This window comes from Bradyrhizobium sp. 482_C4_N1_8 (assembly GCF_052075965.1).
Taxonomy (GTDB): Bacteria; Pseudomonadota; Alphaproteobacteria; order Rhizobiales; family Xanthobacteraceae; genus Bradyrhizobium; species Bradyrhizobium barranii.
This window is the reverse complement of record NZ_CP197231.1, coordinates 7,047,570-7,071,296: the sequence shown is the minus strand read 5'-3', so window position 1 is coordinate 7,071,296 and position 23,727 is coordinate 7,047,570. Positions and strand designations below refer to the sequence as shown.

The following is a 23,727-nucleotide window of genomic DNA, read 5'->3' as shown; positions in this document are numbered from 1 at the left end:
CGTTCCGGGGTCAGTTCGACTTCAGCGCCACCTTGGCGACCTCGGCCATCCAGCTCGAGGCGACCGGCAAAATCGCGTCGTTGAAATCGTAGCGCGGGCCGTGCAGCTCGGCGCCGTCGCGCAATTCACCGTTGCCGATCCAGGCGAAGGCGCCGGGGCACTGCTTGAGAAAGAAGGCAAAATCCTCGCCGGCCATGCTCGGCGCGAGATCGCGTCGCACCTCGGTCTGCACCCTCTCCGCGGCGAGGCGCGCCAGGCCCGCCTCGGCCGGCGTGTTGACCACCACGCCGACGCCCATGACGATTTCGGGCGTGACCTTGACGCCGAAGGTCGTTGCAATGCCTGCGCAGACCTCTCCGATCCGCGCCAGGATGACGTCCTTCACCGCGTCGCGATGATACCGCAGCGTGCCGCCGATGGTGACGCGTCCTGCGATCTGGTTGCGCGCCGTGCCGCCTTCGAGCGTGCACAGCGAGAGCACGGCGGTGTCGAGCGGATCGATGCTGCGCGACACGACCGATTGCAGCGCCACGATCAGGTGTCCCGCCGCCATCACGGGATCGCGGGTCAGATGCGGCATGCCGGCATGTCCGGCATGGCCGTCGATGGTGATGCTGACGCGGCCGCCGGAGGCCATCACGACGCCGTCATGGACCGCGATGGTGCCGGCTGCGAGCCCCGGCCAGTTGTGGAAGCCGAACACCCGCGTCATCGGAAAGCGGTCGAACAGGCCCGCGCCGACCATCGCGCGCGCGCCGCCAAGTCCTTCCTCGGCCGGCTGGAAGATGAAGTCGACGGTGCCGCTCCAGCTGGTGTCGGCCACCAGCAGCGCGGCCGCGCCGAGCAGCGAGGCGGTGTGCCCGTCATGACCGCAGGCATGCATCACGCCTGATGTCGTCGAGGCGTAGGGCAGGCCGGTGTCCTCGGTGATCGGCAGCGCATCCATGTCGGCGCGCAGGCCGACGCGGCCCTGCGCCGACCCTCGCGTCAGCGTCGCAACCACGCCGTGGCCCCCGATGCCCGCTTCGAAGGGAATGCCGAGCTCGGTGAGCTTCTCCTGCACGAAGGCCGAGGTGGCCTTCTCGTGGAGGCCCAGTTCCGGGTGCGCATGCAGATGCCGGCGCCACTGGGTCAGTTTCTGGTGCAGCTCGGGGGGCAAGGCGGGGATCTTTCGTAAGGAGGGCCGGCTAATGCCAGCATAGCCGAATATTGAGCCGACCCGTCAAGCGCCTGCGAGTGTCTCGCGTGCAGCAACATCGTCATGGCCGGGCATAGCCGTCCGAAGGACGGCGTCGCTTCCGCTCGCCATAGCGGTCCGAAGGACGGCGTCGCTTCCGCTCGCCTATGACCCGGCCATCCACGTCTTGCTTCGGCCATGACGGATTGCCCTACGGCGAGAGCTTCGCCAGTCCCTTCCAGTCGAAGCTGATGCCATGGCCCGGCCGGTCCGGCGCCAGCGCCTTGCCGTCCGCGAGCACCAGCGGGTGCTCGATATACTTGTCCAGCCCGAAACCATGCGCTTCCAGATACGAGCGGTTCGGGCAGGCCGCGAGCAAATGCACCGTGATGTCGTGCGCGCCGTGGCTGGTGACCGGGAGATTGAACGCCTCCGCGAGCCGCGCGATCTTCATGAACGCACTCACGCCGCCGCAATTGGTGACGTCAGGCTCGGGGTAGGATACCGCGCCGGCGACGATGTAGTTCTTGAACTCCCACAGCGAGCGCAAATTCTCGCCGGCCGCGATCGGCACGCCGCCGGCCTGCATGATGCGGGCATGGCCCGCGACGTCGTCGGGGATAACAGGCTCCTCGAGCCAGGTGAGGTCGTAGGGGACGAATGCGCGGGCGGCGCGGATCGCGTCCTCCACCGTCCATTTCATGTTGGCGTCCGCCATCAGCGGAAAGCCGTCGCCGAGATGTTTGCGCATGGCCGCGACGCGCGCGACGTCGGATTTGAGATCGGGCCGGCCGACCTTCATTTTGATGGCGCAAAAGCCCTTGGCGAGATTGCCGTCGGTCTGCGCGAGCAGCGCCTCGACGGAGAGATCGAGGTCGATGCCGCCGGCATAGCAAGGCACGTGCGCATCGAAGCCGCCGAGCAGGCGGAACAGCGGCAATTTCGCGCGCCGCGCCTTCAGGTCCCACAACGCGATGTCGAGCGCGGACAGCGCCAAGACCGCCGGTCCGCCGCGCCCGCCATAATGCAGGCCCCACCAGACGTGATGCCAGATCGCCTCGGTGTCGTCGGCCTCGCGTCCCTCCACGAGCGGCGGAATCTCGCGTTTGAGGATGTCCGCAGTCGCCCCGCCATTGCGCCCGACCGTGTAGGTGTAGCCGACGCCTTCGGCGCCGTCGGCATCGCGGATGCGGCAGGTGATCAGCTCGAACGCCGCGATCTCGCCATGCGTTGAGTCCGACAGCGTGACGGGGAGGGGGATCCGGTAGAACCCGGTCTCGATTGTCGAGATGCGTGCCATGTTTCCTTCCTGCTTTTCCTTGCAGGCTAGGCCGGCAGGCATCGGCGGGCAACCGCGGGCGATGCAGGGCAGTTCTGTAGGATGGGTAGAGCGCAGCGAAACCCATCATCTTCGTGACCGCGGCGATGGGTTTCGCTGCGCTCTCCCCATCCTGCGGACGACTTCATGCGAAGAAACGACGCAGCTCCGCCGCAACGCGAATCGGGTCGCCTTCGTTGTCTGCCGCGATGTGTCCGGCGCCCTTGAATTCAACGCGCGTCGCGTTCGGCAGGATCGCGGCGAGAGCATCGAGAGCGGTGGCGAGATAGCCCTGGCTCCGATCGCCGCCAAGCAGCAGCGTTTCCGTGCTCAAGCTCCTGAAGCGGTCAAGATCGCCGGCTTTCTCCGCAATCAGCTCGATGTCGTAGTGGACTGTGGGGATGAGCGTGGCCAGAGGCGGCCCGTTGCCAACGGCCGCGTTGGGACGGAGCCGCATCATCATGGCGAAGAACGATTTAAGGACAGGCGCAGGGAGCCTTGTCATGATCTCGTTGTCGCCGGTGCCTTTGAGCACGGCAACAAGGGCGCCCGGCAGATCCCCCTTCGCCAGGGCCGCCTCATAGCCAGCGGCCCAGTAGCGCGGCTGGACCCCGCCGAATTCGAGCGGCGGCTCGTAAAGCGAGAGGCGCGCGATCGCCGGATTGGCGAGCGCGGTGTGCATGGCAACCAAGGCCCCGGCGCTCAATGCAAACACATTGCGTGCGCCCGTCTCGGCGAGAAGCCGGCCGAGATCATCGATCTCGGTCGCCATGCAGTGGTCGGGCCGGAACGGTCCGCTCAGACCTCGACCGCGCCGGTCCGGGATCAGAACGGTGAAGCGGTCGGCCAGCGCTGCGCCAAGGTCAGTAAAGCTCGCTGCGCTCTGCAGCGCGCCATGGAGCAGCACCAGTCCGGGGCCTGAGCCCAGTTGCCGATATCCAATGACGGTGCCGTCATTGGCGACAAATGATCTCTCTGAGCTCACGCGCAACGCGCCTCACCGCATCGTCGCAAGCTGCACGGCCAGCGCGCAGGCGCGATCGTATTCGTCGAGATTGATCCACTCGTCGATCGTGTGCGCTTCGTTCTGACCGGCGCCGAAGGTCACGGTGGGAACACCGTGGCGGACCATCCAGTTGGCATCCAGGCCGCCATTGGCGGTGCGGACGTTCGGGGTGCCGCCGACCGCGGACACCGCCTCGATCGCGCGCTTGATGACGGGCTGATTGTCCTTCATGCGGAACGGAAAATAGTCGGTCTCGGCCTTGAACTTGACCTTGCCGGATTTGCCTTGCGCGTTCGTCACCTTCTTGGCGGCCTTCTCGAACGCGGCCTTGTAGGCCTTGGTGATCTCCTTGAAGAATTTGCCGTCGTGGCTGCGGCTCTCGCCGCGCACATGGACGTAGTCGGTGACGACGTTGGTGGCATCGCCCGCCGGGCGGCCCTCGCCGCCGGTGACGGGGCCGACATTGCTGGTGCCTTGGCTCTTGCCCTTCACGACCTTGCCGAACCAGCCGCCGGCCTTCACGTCTGCAAGCGCGAGCGCCATGATCATGGTCGAGGAGATGCCGCGCTCGGGTGCGACGCCGGCATGCGAGGCGCGGCCGAAGATCTCGACATTCCAGCGGTCCGCGCCGACGGCGCCGATGATGACGTTGGAGGCCGAGCCGCCGTCATAGTTGAAGGCCATCGCCGGCGAGCCGAGCTCGTCCAGCTTGACGTGGCGTGCGCCGTAGAGCCCGCTCTCCTCGCGCACGCAGAACAGCAGCGTGATCGGGGGATGATCGAGCTTCTGCTTGGCGAGCTCGGCGGCCAGCGTCACCAGCACGCCGCAGCCGCAGCGGTTGTCGCCGCCGAGCGCGGTCTTGGCCTCGTTGACGATCTTGCGGCCGGATTTCTTCGGCTTGGCGCCGGCACACAGCGGCACGGTGTCCATGTGGGTCATGAACATGATGCGCGGCTGGTTGTGCAGCGCGCCGCGGCCGGGCAGGTCGACGATGAGGTTGCCGGTCTCGGTCGGCACGGGAATGCGGGTGTTGGCGTCGTCGAGCCGGATCGCCTTGGCCGGCACGCCGCTTTCCTTCAGCGCGGCGGTGAGCTCACGCCCGATCGCCGCCTCCTGTCCGGTGACGCCCTCGACGGAGAGGAAGCGCATGAGGCGGTCGGTGGCGGCTTTGGTATCGACAGGCATGAGATGGTCCTTTGATGCACGGTACGCGTCAGCATCCTTCGCTGCGCCGTGTTTCGCAAGGCCTCTCGGACAGTCCGGTGAGTTTTAGGGCGGGGCAGACCGCATCAAAGCCACGGCGGCTGCATGCGGCGGCGCGCCGAACACGACGCGCCGCCGACGCTTTCGGCACAAAAATCAGTATCGCGCGACGAGCGGGGTGAGGGCAGAATTGAATCGCCAATTCACGCCCAGCATGACGGTTTGCATGTTCTGCCGGACGGTGGCCGGGAAGAAGGGAGTAGCACATCCGGGACTGCTGGTGCAGTTCAGGGTGTAGCCGTTCGTTCCAAAGTCGAAATAATTGTATTCGGCCTTCAACGACAGGTTTGGCAGCAGCGCATATTCGAGGCCGGCGCCGACGACGAATCCCGTCACATCGCGCGACCCCTTGAAATCAACCGAGAAGGCGGCGAAATCGGTCTGCGTCATCTGATAATTGAAGCGGGCGAAGGCGGCGCCGCCCTTGGCGTAAAACAGCACGCGATCGAAGGCGTAGCCGATGCGGCCGGTCGCGGTGGCGACGCGATCGAGCTGGGTCGTCAGCAGGAAGCCGGCGGCGCCGCCCGGAATCAGTGTCGTGCTGGTGTCCTTCATGTCGGCCCAATCGAACTGGCCTTCGAGGCCGACCACCAGGGAGCCGACCTGATAGTCGCAGCCGCCCTGCACACCGGCGAGCCAGCCGCTGTTGTGATTGGCGGTGAATGCTTGCCCGACGATGGGCTGCTGCTCGTTGACCCCGCGGCCGCCGCCGCCATTGCCGCCGACATAGCAACCTGTCCAGGAGAAGGCCGGGGCCGCGGGCGCCGCCTTGTACGGCATCGACACGTCCGCCGCCATGGCCGAGGTCAACGTCGAAACGGCCAGCGCAATGGCGCTGAAAAGGGTTTTGGTGGTCATGCGAGGATCTTCCTTCAACTAACGGCAATGGCGCCTGAGGCGCATCGTGCGTGTCGGCATCGCACAGGCCAGCGACTTCATCTGGTGAGTTGTCCGACTTCGCGATCCGGTCACAATATCCGGCGAGTCATGCGGCGGCTGTAACCACCGGGTCACAGTGGAAATAACGGCCACTGCAGGTTGCGACTTTTCACAGAGGCTGGCGCGACAGGAAGAATCGGGAGCATCCCCTGCGCCACGCTGTTGTACGAGGCTGCTTCACGCAGTGCGCGTATAGGCCAGGAAGAACAGCGCGCCCAGAAGTAGCGCCGCCGCCATGAACAGCAGCACCGCCGGCAGCCCCGCGAACGCCGCCACCGCGCCCGTCATCGACTGCATCAGGGCGGCGCCAAGGAAGAAGGCGAGGTTGATCGCCGCGAGCGCCTTGCCCGCGGTTTGCGCATCGACCAGCTGCCGCGACATGCCGAACAGCAGCGGCTGGGCGGAGGTCGCAAGGCCGATGAGCACGAACAGCACGAGATCATATTGCGGCGGCATCACGGGCACGCCGAAGAGCATCGAGACCGCATAATGCGGCGCCCCCAGCGCCATCAGCGCCAGCAGCAGCGCGCCGACCATATGCGTGCCCGCCACCAGCTCGCGGCGGCGACTGAGCCTGCGGTCGATCATGCCGATGCACAGGGGACCTGCGATCATCGCCAGCGTGAACGCGCCGAGCTGGTTGCCGGCCTCGACCCGCGTCAGTCCCTTGATCTCCATCAGCCAAGGTCCGCCCCACAGGCCGCGCAGCACCAGCGAGGTCGCGAGCGACACCAGCGCCAGCGCGATCAGGCCACGCAGGGGGCGCGAGAGTCCGAGCCTGAGCACCTCGATCATCTGCGACAGCGGCGAGGACTCGTCCTTGTGCTCGGCCGGCTGCCTCGGCACCAGCAAGAACACCGCGAGCGCGACGAGGACGCCGCCGAGCGCCGAGATCCAGAACCCGGCGCGCCAGCCGTAATGATCGACCACGAAAGCGAGCGGGCTCGACGACAGCAGCATGCCGATATTGCCGATCGAGAGGATCGCGCCGGACCACAGCCCGAACCGCGCCGCCGACAATTGCTTGGCCGCCAGCGTCATCGGGCACATCAGCATGCCTGATGTCGCGATGCCGAGCATCACCTGCCCGACCGCGAAGCTTTCGGGCCCCGTCGCGAATCCCGACGCGATGGCGCCGATCACGGTTCCCATAAGCAGGCTCAGCGACACCGGCCGCACGCCGAAGCGATCCATGGCCGCGCCGACCGGAATCTGCGCGGCGGCAAAGGCAAAGGGATAGACCGAGGTGAGGCTCGCCAGCGCCTGCGGCTCGATGTGGAAATCCGCCGCCATCAGGTCGAGGCTGACGGCGGGAATCGTGCGCAGCAAGGTCGAGAGCATGTGCCCGCAGGCGAGCGCAAGCAGCGCAAAGATCAGCGCGCGGGTGCCATCTCCCGCGTTATCAGTGGCAACCGCACTCATCAGCGTCCCGTCCCGGCGAGGGTTTCGGCCGGGTTACACGATTGGCGGGACGGTGCCAATGGGGGAGGGCCGATCCGGTGTGTAATGCTTTGTGTCTTCCGGAGAGCCGATGATCGAGCCAGGCCCCGCGTCGATGCCGCTGAAACTGCGATTCGTCGTTACGCCGTCAGTTGATGACGAGCGCTGTTCAATTCCTGCATTCCGATTTATCGAAGCAAAGGTTCGATTGCTCGAGCCTGGAAAAGTCCTCTGTCGCGATGAATACGAGAAGTCCGAGCAGAACCATTGCCGCGATGTTGGAACGCATGCTGGGGCGGTTCTCGACAGCGGGGCGATGGTGTTCGAACTTCGAGAGGTCGAGCATGCGCAAGATGTTGCCGGACCGTGCATGATCAACCGGATCTCTGCCGCTTCCCGATCGCGTCCGAAACGGTACGACATTTCCCCGGAAGTTCGGTTGATCAGCCTTCATCTCGCGCCTCGTTCCCATCAAGCAGCGCTTGCTGAACTTCAATGATAAGGCCTGACTTGAGGCGAGCGATCCTGAAATTCGCGAGCACCGGCGCAATTCAGCGTGATGCCGCGGTGATCTCTCGCGTCTTTCCATTTCGTTTCTGTTTGTTTCTGCCTGTCCTTCGTTGGACGCTTTGATTGCGCGACTGCGTTTTGCAGCGAGCGAACATGAAAATTTGTACAGATTTTCGCACGCGATCGTCATTTTGACGCTGGGATTTTGTCCGCGATACTTCCAATCCGAGGCGGCGGTTTCACCTGCAATCAGTCGGTTTATCTGAAGGCAGGTACAAACAGTTAGAGGGCCATCAATTTGTCAACGCGACCGAAGCTCAGCGTTGCGCTGTTTGGAATCCTTGCAATAGCCGCGGTGGCCTATGGCGTTTGGTATGAGCTCCTCGGGGGCGTCAAGCCAGCCGCAGCGGCCGCCCAAAGCGCTGCCAGTCAGGCTGCGGCGAAGATTCCCGTCACCTCGTTCGTGGTGAAGAAGGCCGACTTTCCCGTACGCGCCTACGGTCTCGGAGTCGTCTCGCCGTTCAAGACGGTCACGGTCAAGAGCCGCGTCGACGGTCAGATCATCAAGGTGTTCTTCAAACAGGGGCAGATGGTGAAGGAGGGCGATCCGCTTCTGGAGATCGATCAACGCCCCTTTACCGCGGCTCTCGAGCAGGCGGTGGCGAAGAAGGCCCAGGACGAGGCCAATCTGAGGAACGACCGGTTGAACCTGGAGCGATTTCAGAAGCTCGCGAAACAGCAATTCGAGACCCAGCAAAATCTCGATACCCAGCAGGCCCTGGTCGATCAGATGATCGCGCAGGTGAAGGGCGACGAGGCCGCCATCGACAATGCGCAGACCAATCTCGGCTACACCTCGATCAAGGCGCCGATCAGCGGACGAACGGGTTTCCGGCTGGTTGACCCCGGCAACATCGTGCATGCCGCGGATACGACGGGGATCGTCACCATCGCCCAGCTGCAGCCGATCGCCGTGCAGTTCACGGAGCCTGAAGAGCAATTGCAGGCCATCGACAAGGCCTTTGACGCCGGTGAGGTGCCCGTCGAGGCGCTGACCTCGGACGGAACCAGGACACTGTCGCAAGGCAGGCTCGTGGTCATGGACAATTCGGTCAACCAGGCCACCGGGACCATCAGCCTGAAAGCGCGCTTCGACAACAAGGACAATGCGCTGTGGCCCGGCCTGTCGGTCACCACGCGGATGCTGATCGATACGCGCAAGGACGTCATCGTCGTGCCGCAGGATGGCGTGCAGCACGGGCCGTCGGGTCTGTTCGCCTACGTGATCGGCGACAATGGCAAGGTCAGCGCGAGGCCGATCAAGGTCAGTCAGAGCGGCGATGCAAATGCCGTGGTCTCCGAAGGGCTGAACGTCGGAGACAGGATCGTGGTGGCCGGACAGTCACGCCTGTTCGATGGCGCGTTGGTCGAGGAAGCGCCTGCGGCTGCGCCGATGGCGGATGCAAGCGCCACTGCCACTCCGGCCACGAGCGGAACCAAGAGCGGAACCAAGACCGGATCGGCTGACTGACATGGCTGGCGGTATCTCGGCTCCCTTCATTCGCCTCCCCATCGCGACGTCGCTGCTGATGGTCGGCATCGTCTTCGTCGGGATCATCGCCTATCCGCAATTGCCGGTGGCGCCGCTGCCGGAAGTCGACTTCCCCACCATCCAGGTCTCCGCCAACCTTCCCGGCGCGGATCCGGAAACGATGGCTTCTTCGGTGGCGCAACCGCTCGAATCGCAATTTGCGCTCATTCCCGGCGTCTCGGAGATGACGTCGCAGAGCCAGACCAGCTCGACCCAGATCGTTCTGCAGTTCGATCTCTCGCGCAACATCGATGGCGCCGGCTCCGACGTGCTCGCAGCCATCAATGCGGCGAGCGGGCAATTGCCCAAGAACATGCCGACCCCGCCGACCTACAGAAAGGTCAATCCGGCCGACTCGCCCATTCTCACGCTTGGCGCCACCTCGACGACGCTGCCGATGACGCAGGTGTCCGACGAGACCTACACCAAGCTCGCGCAGGCGATCAGCCATATCAGCGGTGTCGGCCAAGTCAGTGTCGGTGGACAGCAGGCGCCGTCGATCCGTGTCCAGATCGATCCCGCCAAGCTGGTCGCCAAGGGCCTGTCGCTGGAGGACGTGCGCACCCCGCTCTCGGTGATCACCGTCAACAATCCCAAGGGAACCCTCAACGGCGACACCCGCACCTACACCGTCTATGCCAACGACCAGTTCACCAAGGCCGAGGCCTGGAACGACATCGTCATCGCCTATCGGAACGGCAGTCCCGTCCGTGTCGGCGACATCGGCCATGCCGTCAGTGCGCCGCTGGACAATACCCAGTACGGCTGGGTCGACGGCAAGCCCGGGGTGTTCCTGGTCATCTTCAAGCAGCCCGGCGCCAACGTCATCGATACCGTCGACAGCGTCATGAAACAGCTGCCGCACCTGCAGGCCGGCATCTCGCCGGCCATCAAGGTCTCGGTGCTGTCGGACCGCACGCAGACGATCCGCGCGGCGGTGAAGGACGTGCAGTTCACGCTGCTGCTGACGATCGGCCTCGTCGTGATGGTGATCTTCGTCTTCCTGCGCAGCGTCTGGGCCACCATTATTCCGTCGATCACGGTGCCGCTTGCGTTGCTGGGCGCCTGCGCGCTGATGTGGATAGCCGGCTACAGCCTCGATAATCTGTCACTGATGGCGCTCACCATCGCGGTCGGCTTCGTGGTCGACGATGCCATCGTGATGCTGGAGAACATCACCCGCTACATCGAGGAGGGCGAGACGCCGATGGCCGCCGCGCTCAAAGGCGCCAGCGAAATCGGCTTCACGATCATCTCGATCTCCGTTTCGCTGATCGCGGTCTTGATTCCGCTATTGCTCATGAGCGGGATTATCGGCCGCCTGTTCCGCGAATTTTCGGTGACGCTCGCGATGACGATCGCCGTGTCGGCCCTGGTATCGCTGACGTTGACGCCGATGATGGCGTCGCGCTTCCTCAAATCGCACGACGAGGAGCATCACGGCAGGCTCTATATGCTCAGCGAGCGGATGTTCCAGGGCCTCGTGGACGGCTACGCGCGCGGCCTCGACCTCGTGCTGCGCTTCCGCTTCGCCACCTTGATGGTGTTCTTTGCGACGATCGCGCTGACGGTCTATCTGTTCGTGATCATCCCGAAGGGGTTCTTTCCGCAACAGGATACCGGGCTGATCACCGGAATCGTCGAAACGTCGCAGGACGTGTCGATCGCCGACATGGCCAAGCACATGCAGGAGATCGGCGCGATCGTGCTGAAGGACCCTGCGATCGACCACATGGCGATGCGGATGGGCGGAAGCGGAAATACGCTCAACGACGGCACGATGTACATTACGTTGAAGCCGCGGGATGAACGCACCGACTCGGCCGACCAGGTCATCCGTCGTCTGCAGGTCCAGACGGCGAAGGTTCAGGGCGCGCGGCTCTATCTCCAGTCGGCGCAGGACGTACGTGTCGGCGGCCGGGCGTCCCGGACGCAGTTCCAGTTCACCCTGCAGTCGACCGACATGGACCAGCTCAACACATGGGCCCCGAAGCTGCTCGCGAAGATGAAGGAGATGCCCGAGCTTCGCGACGTCGCGTCCGACCAGCAGACGTCGGGCACCACGCTGACGCTGTCGATCGACCGCAATCAGGCCGCGCGTTTCGGGATCACGCCCGACGTGATCGACGCGACCCTTTATGACGCATTCGGGCAGCGGGAGATCGCGACATATTTCACCCAATTGTCGACCTACTATGTCGTCCTCGAGGTGCTGCCCTCGCTGCAGAAGAACCCGTCCACGCTGGAGCAGATCTACCTCCGCTCCCCGACGACGGGAGGCGAGGTGCCATTGTCGGCGTTCACCAAGTGGACCACGGCTCCGGTCCGGCCTCTGGCCATCAACCATCAGGGCCAGTTTCCCGCGGTGACGATCTCCTTCAACCTCGCGCCCAACGTCGCGCTCGGCCAGGCAACGCAGGCGATCGACGCGATGGAAAGGCAGATGAACGTGCCGGCCGCGATCACCTCGACTTTCGCAGGCACGGCGAAGGCGTTCCAGGAGTCGCTGTCCTCCGTGCCCCTGCTGATCGTGGCGGCGTTGATCGTGGTCTATCTCATTCTCGGCGTGCTCTACGAGAGCTACATTCACCCCTTGACGATTCTGTCGACCCTGCCGTCGGCCGGTGTCGGCGCGCTGGCGACGCTCCTCATCTTCCATTTCGACTTCAGTCTGATCGGGTTGATCGGCCTCGTCCTGCTGATCGGCATCGTCAAGAAGAACGGCATCATGCTGGTCGACTTCGCGATCGCGGCGGAGCGGGATCAGGGCCTGTCGCCGGTTGAGGCCATTCGAAGGGCATGCCTGCTGCGCTTCCGTCCGATCCTGATGACCACGATGGCGGCGGTGCTCGGCGGCGTGCCGCTGATGCTCGGCCACGGCACCGGCTCGGAGCTGCGTCAACCGCTCGGCTACGCCATGGTCGGCGGTCTCTTGGTCAGCCAGGTCCTGACGCTCTTCACCACGCCGGTTGTCTATCTTTATCTGGACCGTGTCTCGCAATGGTTCAGTCCGAAACCACACGCAGGAAGCGATCCTCAGGAAGAGGACGTTGTCGACGACGGCGATCTGGACGTCTTCAAAAAGCTGGACCGGAAGAAATCAGGGGTCTTTGCGGCGGAGTGACTGTTTGACATCCACGCCGACGGCGAGCGCGGTCCGGTCAATTAGAAAAATTTTTTGATGGTGGCTCTGCCGGCACTTCACATGTCGGCTCTCAGGGGAGCTGACAGAAACCGAGGAGTGCTCGATAGATGCGAATGACCCAAAGCGGTCCTTCACTGCATCAGAGAGCCTGGCCACGAAACGGTATTGCTAGCGAGTGAACTGATAATCGATCCAAACCTGAATTTCCGATAGTCCGCTCAAGTCCAACGAGCCCGCTTCGATTTCGTGCGGCTCAATCGTCACGTCCCAATCTCCGCCCACGCCGCGGCCCCAGATGGCCAATGACGTAGGAGCATCGATCGGTGGGTCGGTGTTCTCGACGGGGCGGTCCAGCCGCGTCGTTTCCGCCCGGCGATTGACGGTCTGCGGCGCCAGATGCTGCACCTCAACCGTTCCATCCAGTCGACGCTGCTCATACTGCGCGCCGTGCCGCACCACGCATGAGATTTCTCCGCTTTGATTGCGCGCTCCAACAAAGGAGACGAGCACGTTCTTGACCTTGGTCTCAAAGTGGCCTTCGGGCAGGTCCGTCGCTTCAAGCCGAAAGCTGAAGCTATGTGTATTGCGGAGCGATGCTAATTCCGGACCGTCCGTGAACGAGAGCCTATGGGTGTCCCAGTCGGGCCTGGCGTCAAAGTAGGAGATATAGGACAGCTGCATATTGACGGGGTTCAGGATGCTGCCCCAGGACGCGATCAAGGCGTTTGCGAGAGCGGCTTCGTCCTTTTCGCCTTCGTAGAAGGCCCGGCTGACGTCCGGACTAATCATTCCAGCATCCAGGAAGACGTTCTGTTCCTGGTCGTCGAGCGTATATATTTCGACCGATCTTTGCGCCCGGAAGGCCAGTGTCTGCAGCGATTGGGCCTTTGAGGCTGCTATGTCTATGGCGGCCAGTCCAACTTGCCGAATCGTGTGCTGCCTGTTCAGCAGGTCGGATATCAGCTTATTCACCGATGCAACCACCGCTTCGGCCCGCGCAAGTTTGGCGGTTGCGGCGTCAAGGCGCTGCTGGGCCAAGGTCGCCCGGTTCCCGGCAAGCATCAGTTCGTGAGCCAACTCGACACCCTGTTTGACCAGCGCGACATATTTGGAGCTGTCGGGCGCCGTGGTGGCGTTGAGATTTTGCACCAGCTTCACGAAGCTCACGATGGACTTGCCGCCCTTGACGACAGCGTCGACGTTCTTGCCCACCTCCTCGTAGGCTTTTTTGACCTGCTTGAGGTCTGCGTCCTTGACCTTTGCGTCGTCGATCAGAGCCTTTACGATCGGTTCCGCGTTGTCGCTGAGGGAGTTGGAAAGCGCGACCAATGACGGCACAAGCGCGACGACGCTCGCGCCCGCTGTCGGGATAGCGGCTACGATGCTCACCACCGCCGCGCCGATCGACGCCACCGTGCCGAGGAATCCGCCGAAAGAGAAACTCTTGGTCGCCATCACCGGCAGCGCCGTCTGAATTTCGGCGGTCACCTTGTCGAGCCGTTGCTTCGCATAGGTGACTTCGTCAACTGAGTTCTTCAGTTCGGTCTTCGCTATGTCGAGCTCGTCACTGCTGTTTGCGCGCGCCGCGAGGACTTCCGTGAGTTGCTGCGCCGCGAACTCACTCATGACCGCGATTCCCTCCGCGCCCAAAAGCCATGACGTGCCGATGGTCAGGAAGCTCAGCGTCAGGGACCCAAAGCCGGTATAGGCGGCGATGTAGTAGTCAAACCGCGGCAACAGGTCCATCTCGCGCGGCAGGCCCAGCGCGTTGTTGCCGCCACCCTTCCACACCACCTCGTTCGTCCCTGCAACGGGTTCAGGAAAGCCCACCATCTGTCTTTGCAGACGAAGGGCCTCCACATTGTCCGGCTGAAACTGCAGTGCGGCCGCGAACTCACCTGCAGCAAGCGTCAGATAGCCTGCGCGATCGGTCACGCGAGAGTTGTACCTGTGATAAAAATAGTCCCCGACAGCAATACGGAACGGGGCCCAGTAATTGGCGTAAACGCCAAGATCACCGCGCACAAGCGCCAGGAACTCCGCTTCGGAAACAACGGTGTAAGCGATGGCCGACGAGATGCCCGAAGCTCCGTCCGCGCCAGACTGGGCTTGTTCGTCACCCAGGAACCCTCCGGCGCCGCCCGCACCACCGCCACCGCCCTCCGCTTCAAGTGCGGGAAAGCCATCTTCGGTCATGGTCGTGAAGGTCAGCGTGCCGGCATTTCCTCCTGCTCCGCCGCTGGTGCCCATGCTGGGAGGACTTCCTGGCGTGCCGGGAATTATCTCGCCGGGAACCCATTCCTCGTGTGTGGTTTCCATGGGCCAGGGATCGGGGACCGTGATCCAGTATCCCTCGATAATGGTGTCGGGCACGCCTTCGGTGCCATCGGCTCCCGTTAGGCCGGCGGCTCCGTGGCCACCAGACACGCTGACATAGGCGCCGGTTGATCGTTTGCACCGGACAATGACGGTGCCGCCACCCCCGCCGGGGTATGCTCCCCTTGCGTTAATTATCTTCCCGTTGCCGTGATACTCGTCGGCGATGATGATCAGGGGCTTCTGACCTACTATGAGGTCAACCTCATGGATCACAACTCGCCCGAGTAGAAAGACGGGGCCCGATCCTACAAAATTATTATAGAAGCCCTGCACATAGGCATTAATGACGACTGTGTCCCGTATATATGGATAGTTGTGCGCATCCATGACGTCGTCGTCCCTGTGTTCAGGTGTACTGCCTGGATCATCGTTGGTGTTACAGGTATCTCGCCGTAGCCGTGATGCACGCTTGAACGCCTCAGCCAGTCATCAGTCGAAGGCTAGTCTCAACCGCGGACGGTGCTCTCAAGGGGCGCAACCTACGACAGCGCGTCCAAGCTCAAGGGGCGTCCACGCGAGCTACTGATACCAATACACTAAAGGTTGTGCTTTCACCAGTTTCGGGCCGCCTCAGGCCACCGCGTCACAACACCACATTGATGACGGCTCGTGGCCCTTAGCCGACTTTCATGACCCAGCTCAGTGTGCCGCTCTCGCCTTCATCAAAACGAACAAATGGGAGGCTAAAGCGACCACCGAGAAAATGACTATTCCTAGTTCAACGCCGTGCACGCTCTGCGGCGCATAGGTCGAAACCAGCCAAATAAAAAGCCGAACAGCTCCCATGAAGACAACCACTCCCCACATCGCGAACCATTTTGGGGCGCTCCATGTTGGCTCGCCGTTGCGTCCCCACTGCATTGCGATGCGGTCCCGCTCGATACGAGGCGCGAAATAGAGGTTTAGGGTTACAACTAACGCAACAGCCAGATCAAAAACGTAATCTGCGGGTAACATATTTTGCGCCTTCCCGGGCAAGCACACTTGGCCCCTCGTGAGACGAACTGCCGCAATCTATGCTTGTTTGAGCCGAGCCGGTCGCGTCTATTTCCCGTATGGTTGCCAGCAGGTTGAGCGTTGCCCGAGGTCTCCCCCTGTTTCACGCCACCGCCTGGGCAATGAAGTTGCGGACGATCTTCGAGGTCTCGCCACGCCGGAACGCCAGAGCCAAGCGCACGATTGGAGCGTCCCCTTTGACCTCACGATAGGTGACGCCGGTTACATGAAGCTGGCGCATTGACGCCGGCACGAGCGAAAAGCCAAGCTCAGCTGCCACCAGGCTGACGACAGAGCTGATCTGCGGCGCGGACTGCCCGAGGGTCGGCTCGAAGCCCGCCCGCCGACAGGCCGCGATGACTGTGTCAACCCAGGCCGATCCGCGCGGCGTCAGAATGAGCGGATCCCCTTTGAGCCTGATAAGATCGATTTCAGTCGACTTCGCCACCGGATGGCTTGCGGGCAATACGACGAGCATCGGCTCGCTGGAGAGACGCCGAAACTGTAGATCGTCCTCGCCCTCATCGGGGCGCAGGAACACCGCGTCCAGCTCTCCTTCCCGAAGGCCCGCAAGGAGGCGGGATGTGCTTGCTTCCTCCAGCGTCAGATCCACATCGGGATAAGCTCGGCGAAACGATCGGATTGTCGAGGTAACAACGGGATTAAATGGTGCCGAGTTGGTAAAGCCGACCCGCAGCGAACCGATTTGACCCCGCGCAGCCCTCTGCGCGGCGCGAATGGAGCGCTCCGCCTGCATAGGAATGACCCGCACGTTCTCTAGAAAAGCGCGCCCTGCCTCGGTCAGTTCAGCACCCTGGGGAATGCGATGGAAGAGCGCAGCCCCGACTTCGGCCTCAAGATCCTTGATCTGTTGGCTCAGCGGCGGCTGCCCGATTCCAACGCGCGCAGCGGCGCGTGTGAAGTTTTTCTCCTCGGCAACCGCGAGGAAATAGCGGATGTGGCGCAGTTCCATGTCAGTGCCAAAAGCTATCGAGATCGTGCTTCCTATATATTTGACTGCGCGATTATCGAAATCAAATATCTCCTATCGGGGGCGCCGATTGACTTGGACGATCGAAATTGGACCAGAATCTGAACGTCAGTCTGAAAGACAAGTCCATCCCCGAGCCGGCGATTGGGAACATGGAACCCCGTCTCCCGGTTGCTGCACCTTCGCTTTCCGCGACACCCGAACTCGATCGATCGCGCGTTTTTTCGCACCGCCGGCGCGCCTTGCTGTTCCTCCTCGCCGTTGCAGCAACTGTCTTAGCCTGGTGGATATCGGGCCATCTGTTCGCCTATACGGACGACGCATACGTCACGTCCGATGTGCTGTCGATCACGCCGGAAGTTACGGGTCCGATCGCAGCGGTTCTTGTGAAAGACAACGAATGGGTGAAGCGGGGAACCCTCCTCTTTACCATCGATCCGGTTCCGTTCAGATTGGCCGTAGAGCAAGCGCGCGCGCAGGAGGCGCGAACTGAGGCTCAGCTGCCGGTCGACCGGGCGCAGTTGCAGGTTCTGCAGGCGCAGAAGGAAGCGGCGGGTGCTGCCGAGAGGCTCGCTGCGGCAAACCTGCGCCGTGACACGCCGCTTGCCCAGTCCGGTACGATCTCCGCGCAGGCCCTCGACACGACTCGTACCACCGAGGAGCAAAGCGCGGCCCAGCAACATGCTGCCGAAGCTGCCTTGCAGAAGGAGAGCGAGACTCTCAGCCTGGATAAGGCTGCCGTCTCATCGGCCCACGCTGCACGTCTTCTCGCCGAATGGCGCTTGGGCTGCACCAAAGTCGTGGCGCCCGTTGATGGTTTCGTGACGCATCTTGCCATTCAAACTGGCGACATGGTTTCCACGAGCCAGGCAGCGGTTGCGATCGTCGATGGAAACGCCTGGCGCGTCGTTGCCAATTACAAGGAATATTATCTACGACACCTCCATCCCGGCGGCCTCGCCTGGATCTGGCTCGACAGCCATCCCTGGCATCTTTATCGCGCGCGCATCCAAGGTCTGGCGCACGGCATTAGTCGCCAGCAAGGAAGCGAGACACTTGTCCCTTACGTATCTCCAACGGTGAACTGGATTCGCCTGCAACGACGGATTCCAGTTCGATTCACGCTGCTCGAATCTCCTGGGAGCGACCAACTCTTCATGGGCGTCGACGCCCGCGTCCTGGTCATCTACTGATTGGGAGAATCTTGACGATGCCGCTCCTGATATCGGCCCTGCGACCCATACCGCAAGCCCTGGTGCGTGAGCTCAAATCGCTCGAGCTTCGCGGCCCGCGCGCCAGAGACGCAGCAAAACTCGCGATCTCGGTGCTGGTTGCTGTCGCGGCGGCAACCATTCTCAACCTTGATGATCTCTCCTGGGCAGCGTTCAGCGGCTACATGGTGATACGTGGCAGCCTCGCCGAGACATTCCGGCGGGGACTGATGCGAATCGTGGGCACTGCCGGTGGAGCACTGCTGGGGCTCCTGCTTGCGCCCAGCGCAGCGGACGCCCCTTTGCTGCTAATCGTTTTCCTCTTCCTTGTGTCATGGATCGGCACCTTTCAGTCGCTGGCGACCAACTACAGTTACGCATGGCTGTTCTTTGGCCTTACGGCCGGGATGGTCATCACCGAGGCGCTCGCCTCGCCAGACTCTGTCGTGCATTTCGCCGCCACGCGGGTGGCGGAGATTACGGTCGGAACGTGCGCATGCCTTGTTGTTGCAAGCCTGTTCCCGGATACACCGAGCCGCAGGGAACAACATGCTTACGACATGCTCTGGTGTGGACGCCTGCGTGATGTGTTGAATGAGAGCTGGCTACGAGAGAATTGGCTGCTGCTCGAGCACTGTACGCGCGCGGCGCTGGCCGTCGCCTTGCTTCCCCTCATCTGGCGGTGGTTCGGCATTGAGGAGTTCTCACAAACTGCGGTCACATCGTACGTCATCATGATCGTCCCATCGGCCGCGGTGGGGAACCGCCGATATGCTACGATCTACGAGAGGATAGCCCACAGGGCGTTCGGATGCCTGCTTGGTAGCGCGGTCGCTCTTGTCTCTATTGGCCTGTTCGGCACAGGATTGCCGGTAACCGTGCTCACCCTCGCTGCCGGCGTCTGGATCGGCTACCAAATCCAGACAGGACGGGAGATCAACTATCTCGGAACGCAGTTCACGCTCGGGCTTCTCATCACCCTAGTTCAGGGACCAGCTCCGATCACAGATATTACGCCTGGGCTAGAGCGTTTAGTTGGCATCGCGATCGGCTCCGCCATGCTGTGTCTGACGACCTTCGCTTGGCCTTTGGTTCAAGACCAGTAGCATCTCCGACGGAGGCTAACCGCCGTCTTCCCAATGTCGACCGACCAGTCTTCGTATGTCCCCTCAAGCGGCCGGACATCGCGAATGCGATCGTCGAGCCGAACCGTGCTTCAGGTCTCAGCGTGTCAGCTGACGGAGGTAAACCCGACACACCCCGCGCTTACCCCTGATCGCTGCTTTTGACCAAAAGCCGACCTCTGCTGAGATCCGCTATTGCGCCGCTATCAGGGGCACAGCGGACCTCATACGCGCCCTGACTGCCGGGCGTTCTGCGAGTACAAGCCTCGGTGCGCCTCGTGAAACCGGCTCAAGAACCTTCAGCCGTTTCGCTGCGCGGCTGGCGGATGGTTTCCTCGGGCGTGCCGATCCTCGGCCATGATGCCGGCATTCATGAAGCCGACGCAGGTCGAGACATCGGAAGAAGGCCATCTCGTGCGTGACCAGCATGATGATGCCTTCGGCGCTTCTCGCCCCGGTCACCCCTTGGCAGCAACGTACCCATAAAAATTCATAAGAAAGTCCCGAACGGCGAGGGGCTTGACGGCACCGGTTTTTTCCTGCGGATGCGGTATCACGTAGTCTCCATCGCCATATGAGAAGACCTTCGCCTTCACGTACCCGTTCATCACTTGTATCTTCTCGCGCAGCACGACCCAGTGCATTGTAAACGCGGAGCCTTTATCGGACTGGTCGTCATAGTCGATCATATTGGCGCTTATGAAAAGACATACGCGATATCCGCTGTCGAGCAGCCGGTTGGCTTCGTTTACATCGTCGATGTCTTTGTTGTATCGCGAAATGTTGGTATTCTCCCGCACGTCCCGGTATCCTGCCTTGCGAAACCATTGCTCCATTTCGCTCGGCAGGGTGACACCCGCAAGATCGCTGATCTTGCCTGTGTCGTCGAAATCGAGGAACCAGTTCTCCGAATCGCGTATGGAGGCGCATGTCAGCCAATCGACGTGGTCCAGCGACCAGGGTGGCGTGAAGTTCCTCACATCCTTTCCCGGCTTGATCAGCAGGCGGCCAAGGTTCGCCTGCCCCTTCTGATAGAGATCGATCGCGAACCGCGCGTAAGACCCTGGCTTGTCGGACGCGTAGCCGAACATCAGGGCGGATGGCCCGCACAGACTTCCCTGATCTTGATTGATGAGGCTCGGCTTCGCAATGCGCCTGAGAATACCTATGCCGACGCGGTGTGGGTCGAGCTTCGGAAAGAACGTCGTCCTCGTGTTTTTCAGGAAATCGCAGACCATTTCCGCGGCTAGTTTTTTCTGGTCGGAATTGAGGTCGTACGGTCCGATCCCGCGCTTCTCCTTGTATTCTTCTCCGACGAAGAGCGTGATGAGCTTTTTCGAGGTGGGGGAGAGCGTTCTGGAGGTGTTCGCAATGGTGGTCAGGTCGTCCAGCTCGAATGCGGTGACCATGCCGTCTGCGACGGTAGCCCGGATGATGTCAACGATCTCTGCGTAGTCCAGCTTTGAATCGTCGATGAGGCCTTTGCGAAGTGCAGCATCGACGGAAGGAGTCGCGATTGCGTCCCATTGGCCCTTTGGCAGGGCGGGCTTGGCAGCCGCCTTCGTCGACAGTTCAACGAGCCGACTGAATGTCGGGCCGGCAGGCCGAACATAGCCGTCAGGCGTGCCGGGAAAGTTCTTCTTTTGGAAGTACAGAATCGAGTTGTAAAGGCCGTCGCTGGCGTAACCGGTCACGACCATCTGTGGTTTAAGCGTGTTCTCGGCGCCGCCGTCGGAAATGGCGATCTTGTTGAGCAGCGAAATGACCAGCTCCTGATCCTTTTTCCAGTTTTGGCAGCTGCGCCCTGTCGTCGCGAACCGTCCGACCTTGTCTTTCAACTGCAGCATATCGCGCCTCCCCGGAACGGGAATGCTGCCTCGAACGTCCTGACATGCAGCCGAGGCAGGCGCTGTGGCAAGTTTTCCCGCTGTAGGGTTGGTCGCCCCTGCCGTCCCTTGTGTTCATTCGCAAGGACAGCGGTCGCCCTGTGGCGAGGTTCACGAATGCGTTATGTCTGCCTATCGGGGTAGACCGGAATTCGTCGGCGCACAGCTAGAATGTCGCGAATGGCCCATCGCGACCTCTTGTGCTGCCGCACGAACCTGGTCGCTATTGGGGCAAAGCAGGCGTAGCCTTCGTCGCATCACGCCGCGGGGTTTATGGGTACACGGCCTAGCCCAGCTCTTGCAGCAGCTTCCGCGTCTCGCCCAGCAGCGCCCGTATCGCCCTTCGTTCTGCGATCCGGTCTTGCGTGAATAGCCCATGCTTCCGCGCATTCTGATTTCCTCTCGGTGCGCCTGACCTCGCGGCGCTGCCATGCATGCGACAGCGGGTCTTGCCGTGCACCGCCGGCGCGAGGCAGGCGGTGCCGCTGCGTGTCCTGGCGCCGCAGCGCGGACTCGCCAGCATCGCAGCCATGTTGCGGGAGTGATCGCCGCTCATGCGCTGGCGCCTTGTGCGGCATCGACCAGTTCATGTTCGCCTTCGCCGGCTTCGTGAGGCGAGATCGATCCTGCTCCCATCGGCGTGTCCGCGACGCCTTGCTCCGTTACGATCATTCCAGCGTGCTGTACGGCGTGGCTCGCGGTGGCTCCCGCGCCATCCTGCACCGTCAGACTCTGCACCGTGATCGCCCGCTCGCCATTGTTGCGGTACCGGTTGAGCGTCTCGACCTGGGCCGGAAAGATTCGCGTTAGCTTGGCGAGCGCGCGTGAGGCGCTGTCCTGCCGCGGGATGTCGTCGGCGAAGGCGAGGCGATGGGCGCAGCGCATCGCCAGGACGTGAATGGAGACCATCTGCGCCGCCAGCATGGCCTCGATGGAGTCCCTCGGCGCGATGCTCTTCATCATCGAGATCATGAAGGCGAGATTGGCCTCGTCCGGCTTCTGCGCAATCACGCTGGCTTTCACCAATTGCTTCAAGATGCCGTGCAGCGCATCGCGGTCGACGGCACCGAGCGCGTCGGCCAGCAGCCGTTCGCCGGTTTTCGGGTCGGGATGGTCGATGGCAATGCGGCGCCTGTAGAGTTTGATGCGCGGGCTCGCAGCCGGGTCGCTGCGATCGGTTGCCGCAACCGGTGGCGTGGTGTGGCGATTTGGGGATGTCGTCATGTGTCGTGTCCTTTGCCGGCGCAGGTGCGCGACCGCCCGCCCGCGTGCTGCGCGCGGCTACCAATTTCGAGATGTCGATGAGAGGCTTACGCGCGATCGCGGCGAGGCGCCCGAGGAGCGGGCGGCTTGGACGCTGGCGATTGTTGCGATGATGCCATCATGCCGGTGTTTTGCCCGACGTGTCAAATTGCATTTCGTGGTATCCGAAGGTGCTTGTCCTGCGCAAGTCCTTGTCCTGACCGGGGCCGGCTACTGTGCATGGGGTTGTTTTCGCATTTTTTGTCTGGATGCGGCTCTCGCGTGCCGCGCGACGGAATGACGGCGCGCAAACGCGATTGCGAAATCCGGCGCGACCGCTAATCATGATCTCCAGAGGCGCCGCACCATGCAAAAGCGGCAGCGCGGGTCCGGGGAGAGAACGAATGCAACGAACGATTCGCCTGCTGGCGATTGTCGCCGGATTGTGCGTGACGACCGAGGCTCTCGCGCAGAAATATCCGACGCGTCCGGTCAAGATCATGGTCGGCTTCAGCGCGGGCGGCCCGGTCGATGTGGTCGCGCGCATCATCGGCGACCGGCTGAGCAACAAGCTCGGCCAGCCCTTCGTGGTCGAGAACCGCGCCGGCGCCAACGGCATGATCGCAGCCGAGGGCGTGGCGCGCGCGGACGCGGACGGCTACACCATCCTCGCCTGCAACTCGTCCACAATCACGCTCAACAAGACGCTGTTCAAGGACGCCCGCTACGATCCGCAAGGGGACTTTGCGCCGCTCACCACCGTCATCTCGGCGCCGCTCGTTCTCGTGGTCAATCCCGAGAATCCCAAGACGGCCAACATCAACACCGTCGCCGATCTGGTCGCGGCGGCGAAGGCCGCGCCGGGCGCGCTCGCCTACGGCTCGGGCGGCAACGGCAACCTTGCCCATCTCGCCATGGAGCTGCTCAGCCAGAAGGCCGGCATCAAGCTGATCCACGTGCCCTATCGCGGCGGCGCGGCATCCGAGGTCGGCATCCTCGCGCAGGAGGTCCTGGCGGTGTTCGATCCCTTGTCCGCCGTCCCGCTGGTGAAGGCCGGCAAGCTGCGCGCGCTCGCGGTGTCATCGGCCGAGCGGCTGCCGGCGCTGCCTGATGTGCCGACCGTCGCGGAGGCCGGCTATCCCGGCTTCGACATCTCGTTCTGGGTCGGCTTCTTCATGCCGAAGGCCGTGCCCGCGCCGATCCGCGAGACGCTGCACCGTGAGATCGTCGCCGCCGCCAAAGATCCGGCGGTGCAGGAGCGGCTTGAGTCGCAAGGCGTCGTCAGCGTGCTCAACCCGGCCGACTACGCCGCGAAGATCGCGAAGGAGACCACGGAGCTTGCCGAGGTCGTCGCGGCCGCGAACATCAAGGCGGAGTAGGGGCGTCAGGGCGAGAGGATCTGCTTGCGGTAGCGGATCAGCGCTCGCTCGATGCGAGGCGCACGGCGCGGACCTTCGCGCCGGTCGTCTTCCTCGATGCGCCGACGGAATCCTCATTAAAGCAGCAGGG

General features: G+C 62.7%; 18 protein-coding genes. 6 read left to right on the top strand and 12 right to left on the bottom strand.

Going from position 1 to position 23,727, the window contains the following annotated elements:
* Positions 1 to 10: 10 nt before the first annotated feature.
* The 6 genes from AB7Z56_RS33470 to AB7Z56_RS33445 all read right to left on the bottom strand — a co-directional run bounded on the left by AB7Z56_RS33470 (position 11) and on the right by AB7Z56_RS33445 (position 7,125).
* Positions 11 to 1,159 (bottom strand): amidohydrolase, encoded by a 1,149-nt coding sequence (locus tag AB7Z56_RS33470; protein WP_231144387.1) that lies wholly within the window; start codon positions 1,157 to 1,159, stop codon positions 11 to 13.
* A 229-nt stretch (positions 1,160 to 1,388) separates the two neighbouring features.
* The gene (locus tag AB7Z56_RS33465; protein WP_063986583.1) at positions 1,389 to 2,477 is read right to left on the bottom strand and encodes a mandelate racemase/muconate lactonizing enzyme family protein; all 1,089 of its coding nucleotides are present in this window, start codon (positions 2,475 to 2,477) and stop codon (positions 1,389 to 1,391) included.
* A gap of 163 nt (positions 2,478 to 2,640) precedes the next feature.
* Complete coding sequence (locus AB7Z56_RS33460; protein WP_283018517.1) at positions 2,641 to 3,402, bottom strand: alpha/beta fold hydrolase; 762 nt, start codon at positions 3,400 to 3,402, stop codon at positions 2,641 to 2,643.
* Between the two features lie 90 nt (positions 3,403 to 3,492).
* The gene (locus tag AB7Z56_RS33455) at positions 3,493 to 4,686 is read right to left on the bottom strand and encodes a M20/M25/M40 family metallo-hydrolase (RefSeq protein ID WP_063984886.1); all 1,194 of its coding nucleotides are present in this window, start codon (positions 4,684 to 4,686) and stop codon (positions 3,493 to 3,495) included.
* 174 nt (positions 4,687 to 4,860) lie between these two features.
* Complete coding sequence (locus AB7Z56_RS33450) at positions 4,861 to 5,622, bottom strand: outer membrane protein (RefSeq protein WP_063984885.1); 762 nt, start codon at positions 5,620 to 5,622, stop codon at positions 4,861 to 4,863.
* 258 nt (positions 5,623 to 5,880) lie between these two features.
* On the bottom strand, positions 5,881 to 7,125 hold the full coding sequence (locus AB7Z56_RS33445) for an MFS transporter (protein WP_063984884.1): 1,245 nt from the start codon (positions 7,123 to 7,125) through the stop codon (positions 5,881 to 5,883).
* 109 nt (positions 7,126 to 7,234) lie between these two features.
* On the opposite strand from AB7Z56_RS33445, the gene AB7Z56_RS33440 reads away from it, so the two are divergent.
* The 3 genes from AB7Z56_RS33440 (at position 7,235) to AB7Z56_RS33430 (ending at position 12,368) form a co-directional block, all read left to right on the top strand.
* Complete coding sequence (locus AB7Z56_RS33440) at positions 7,235 to 7,642, top strand: hypothetical protein (RefSeq protein WP_187387776.1); 408 nt, start codon at positions 7,235 to 7,237, stop codon at positions 7,640 to 7,642.
* A gap of 309 nt (positions 7,643 to 7,951) precedes the next feature.
* Positions 7,952 to 9,184 carry an efflux RND transporter periplasmic adaptor subunit gene (locus AB7Z56_RS33435; RefSeq protein WP_283018518.1) on the top strand — a complete coding sequence of 411 codons (1,233 nt, stop codon included), beginning with the start codon at positions 7,952 to 7,954 and terminating at the stop codon, positions 9,182 to 9,184.
* A gap of 1 nt (position 9,185) precedes the next feature.
* Entirely contained in the window at positions 9,186 to 12,368 is a 3,183-nt protein-coding gene (locus AB7Z56_RS33430; protein WP_063984882.1) for an efflux RND transporter permease subunit, read from the top strand.
* A gap of 189 nt (positions 12,369 to 12,557) precedes the next feature.
* Here the strand turns inward: AB7Z56_RS33430 and AB7Z56_RS33425 are convergent, their stop codons facing one another.
* The 3 genes from AB7Z56_RS33425 to AB7Z56_RS33415 form a co-directional block, all read right to left on the bottom strand.
* The gene (locus AB7Z56_RS33425; protein WP_063984881.1) at positions 12,558 to 15,095 is read right to left on the bottom strand and encodes a hypothetical protein; all 2,538 of its coding nucleotides are present in this window, start codon (positions 15,093 to 15,095) and stop codon (positions 12,558 to 12,560) included.
* 312 nt (positions 15,096 to 15,407) lie between these two features.
* Complete coding sequence (locus AB7Z56_RS33420; RefSeq protein ID WP_187387775.1) at positions 15,408 to 15,725, bottom strand: hypothetical protein; 318 nt, start codon at positions 15,723 to 15,725, stop codon at positions 15,408 to 15,410.
* Positions 15,726 to 15,867: 142 nt separating this feature from the next.
* Complete coding sequence (locus tag AB7Z56_RS33415; RefSeq protein ID WP_063984879.1) at positions 15,868 to 16,737, bottom strand: LysR family transcriptional regulator; 870 nt, start codon at positions 16,735 to 16,737, stop codon at positions 15,868 to 15,870.
* A gap of 107 nt (positions 16,738 to 16,844) precedes the next feature.
* On the opposite strand from AB7Z56_RS33415, the gene AB7Z56_RS33410 reads away from it, so the two are divergent.
* Both AB7Z56_RS33410 and AB7Z56_RS33405 read left to right on the top strand, forming a co-directional pair.
* Entirely contained in the window at positions 16,845 to 17,948 is a 1,104-nt protein-coding gene (locus AB7Z56_RS33410) for an HlyD family secretion protein (RefSeq protein WP_283018520.1), read from the top strand.
* Between the two features lie 17 nt (positions 17,949 to 17,965).
* A complete protein-coding gene (locus AB7Z56_RS33405) occupies positions 17,966 to 19,072 on the top strand; it encodes an FUSC family protein (RefSeq protein ID WP_063984877.1) in 1,107 nt (368 codons plus the stop codon).
* A gap of 476 nt (positions 19,073 to 19,548) precedes the next feature.
* Here AB7Z56_RS33405 and AB7Z56_RS33400 read toward each other — a convergent pair whose 3' ends face one another.
* The 3 genes from AB7Z56_RS33400 to AB7Z56_RS33390 all read right to left on the bottom strand — a co-directional run bounded on the left by AB7Z56_RS33400 (position 19,549) and on the right by AB7Z56_RS33390 (position 22,200).
* Positions 19,549 to 20,937, bottom strand: coding sequence for a hypothetical protein (locus AB7Z56_RS33400; protein ID WP_063984876.1), 1,389 nt, complete (start codon positions 20,935 to 20,937; stop codon positions 19,549 to 19,551).
* Positions 20,938 to 21,262: 325 nt separating this feature from the next.
* On the bottom strand, positions 21,263 to 21,532 hold the full coding sequence (locus AB7Z56_RS33395) for an HGGxSTG domain-containing protein (protein ID WP_063984875.1): 270 nt from the start codon (positions 21,530 to 21,532) through the stop codon (positions 21,263 to 21,265).
* Complete coding sequence (locus AB7Z56_RS33390) at positions 21,529 to 22,200, bottom strand: hypothetical protein (protein WP_283018521.1); 672 nt, start codon at positions 22,198 to 22,200, stop codon at positions 21,529 to 21,531. Before AB7Z56_RS33390 ends, AB7Z56_RS33395 begins: the two co-directional genes overlap by 4 nt.
* 422 nt (positions 22,201 to 22,622) lie before the next feature.
* Between AB7Z56_RS33390 and AB7Z56_RS33385 the strand changes: the two genes are divergently transcribed.
* The gene (locus AB7Z56_RS33385) at positions 22,623 to 23,597 is read left to right on the top strand and encodes a Bug family tripartite tricarboxylate transporter substrate binding protein (RefSeq protein ID WP_063984873.1); all 975 of its coding nucleotides are present in this window, start codon (positions 22,623 to 22,625) and stop codon (positions 23,595 to 23,597) included.
* Positions 23,598 to 23,727 lie beyond the last annotated feature (130 nt).

Excerpts from the sequence above, each read along its gene's own strand:
- AB7Z56_RS33425 (WP_063984881.1), bottom strand. The coding sequence starts at position 15,095 with ATGGATGCGCACAACTATCCATATATACGGGACACAGTCGTCATTAAT.
- AB7Z56_RS33400 (WP_063984876.1), bottom strand. The coding sequence starts at position 20,937 with ATGCTGCAGTTGAAAGACAAGGTCGGACGGTTCGCGACGACAGGGCGC.
- AB7Z56_RS33440 (WP_187387776.1), top strand. The coding sequence starts at position 7,235 with ATGATCGAGCCAGGCCCCGCGTCGATGCCGCTGAAACTGCGATTCGTC.
- AB7Z56_RS33445 (WP_063984884.1), bottom strand. The coding sequence starts at position 7,125 with ATGAGTGCGGTTGCCACTGATAACGCGGGAGATGGCACCCGCGCGCTG.
- AB7Z56_RS33430 (WP_063984882.1), top strand. The coding sequence starts at position 9,186 with ATGGCTGGCGGTATCTCGGCTCCCTTCATTCGCCTCCCCATCGCGACG.
- AB7Z56_RS33390 (WP_283018521.1), bottom strand. The coding sequence starts at position 22,200 with ATGACGACATCCCCAAATCGCCACACCACGCCACCGGTTGCGGCAACC.
- AB7Z56_RS33415 (WP_063984879.1), bottom strand. The coding sequence starts at position 16,737 with ATGGAACTGCGCCACATCCGCTATTTCCTCGCGGTTGCCGAGGAGAAA.
- AB7Z56_RS33395 (WP_063984875.1), bottom strand. The coding sequence starts at position 21,532 with ATGAGCGGCGATCACTCCCGCAACATGGCTGCGATGCTGGCGAGTCCG.
- AB7Z56_RS33455 (WP_063984886.1), bottom strand. The coding sequence starts at position 4,686 with ATGCCTGTCGATACCAAAGCCGCCACCGACCGCCTCATGCGCTTCCTC.
- AB7Z56_RS33465 (WP_063986583.1), bottom strand. The coding sequence starts at position 2,477 with ATGGCACGCATCTCGACAATCGAGACCGGGTTCTACCGGATCCCCCTC.
- AB7Z56_RS33405 (WP_063984877.1), top strand. The coding sequence starts at position 17,966 with ATGCCGCTCCTGATATCGGCCCTGCGACCCATACCGCAAGCCCTGGTG.
- AB7Z56_RS33385 (WP_063984873.1), top strand. The coding sequence starts at position 22,623 with ATGCAACGAACGATTCGCCTGCTGGCGATTGTCGCCGGATTGTGCGTG.
- AB7Z56_RS33420 (WP_187387775.1), bottom strand. The coding sequence starts at position 15,725 with ATGTTACCCGCAGATTACGTTTTTGATCTGGCTGTTGCGTTAGTTGTA.
- AB7Z56_RS33450 (WP_063984885.1), bottom strand. The coding sequence starts at position 5,622 with ATGACCACCAAAACCCTTTTCAGCGCCATTGCGCTGGCCGTTTCGACG.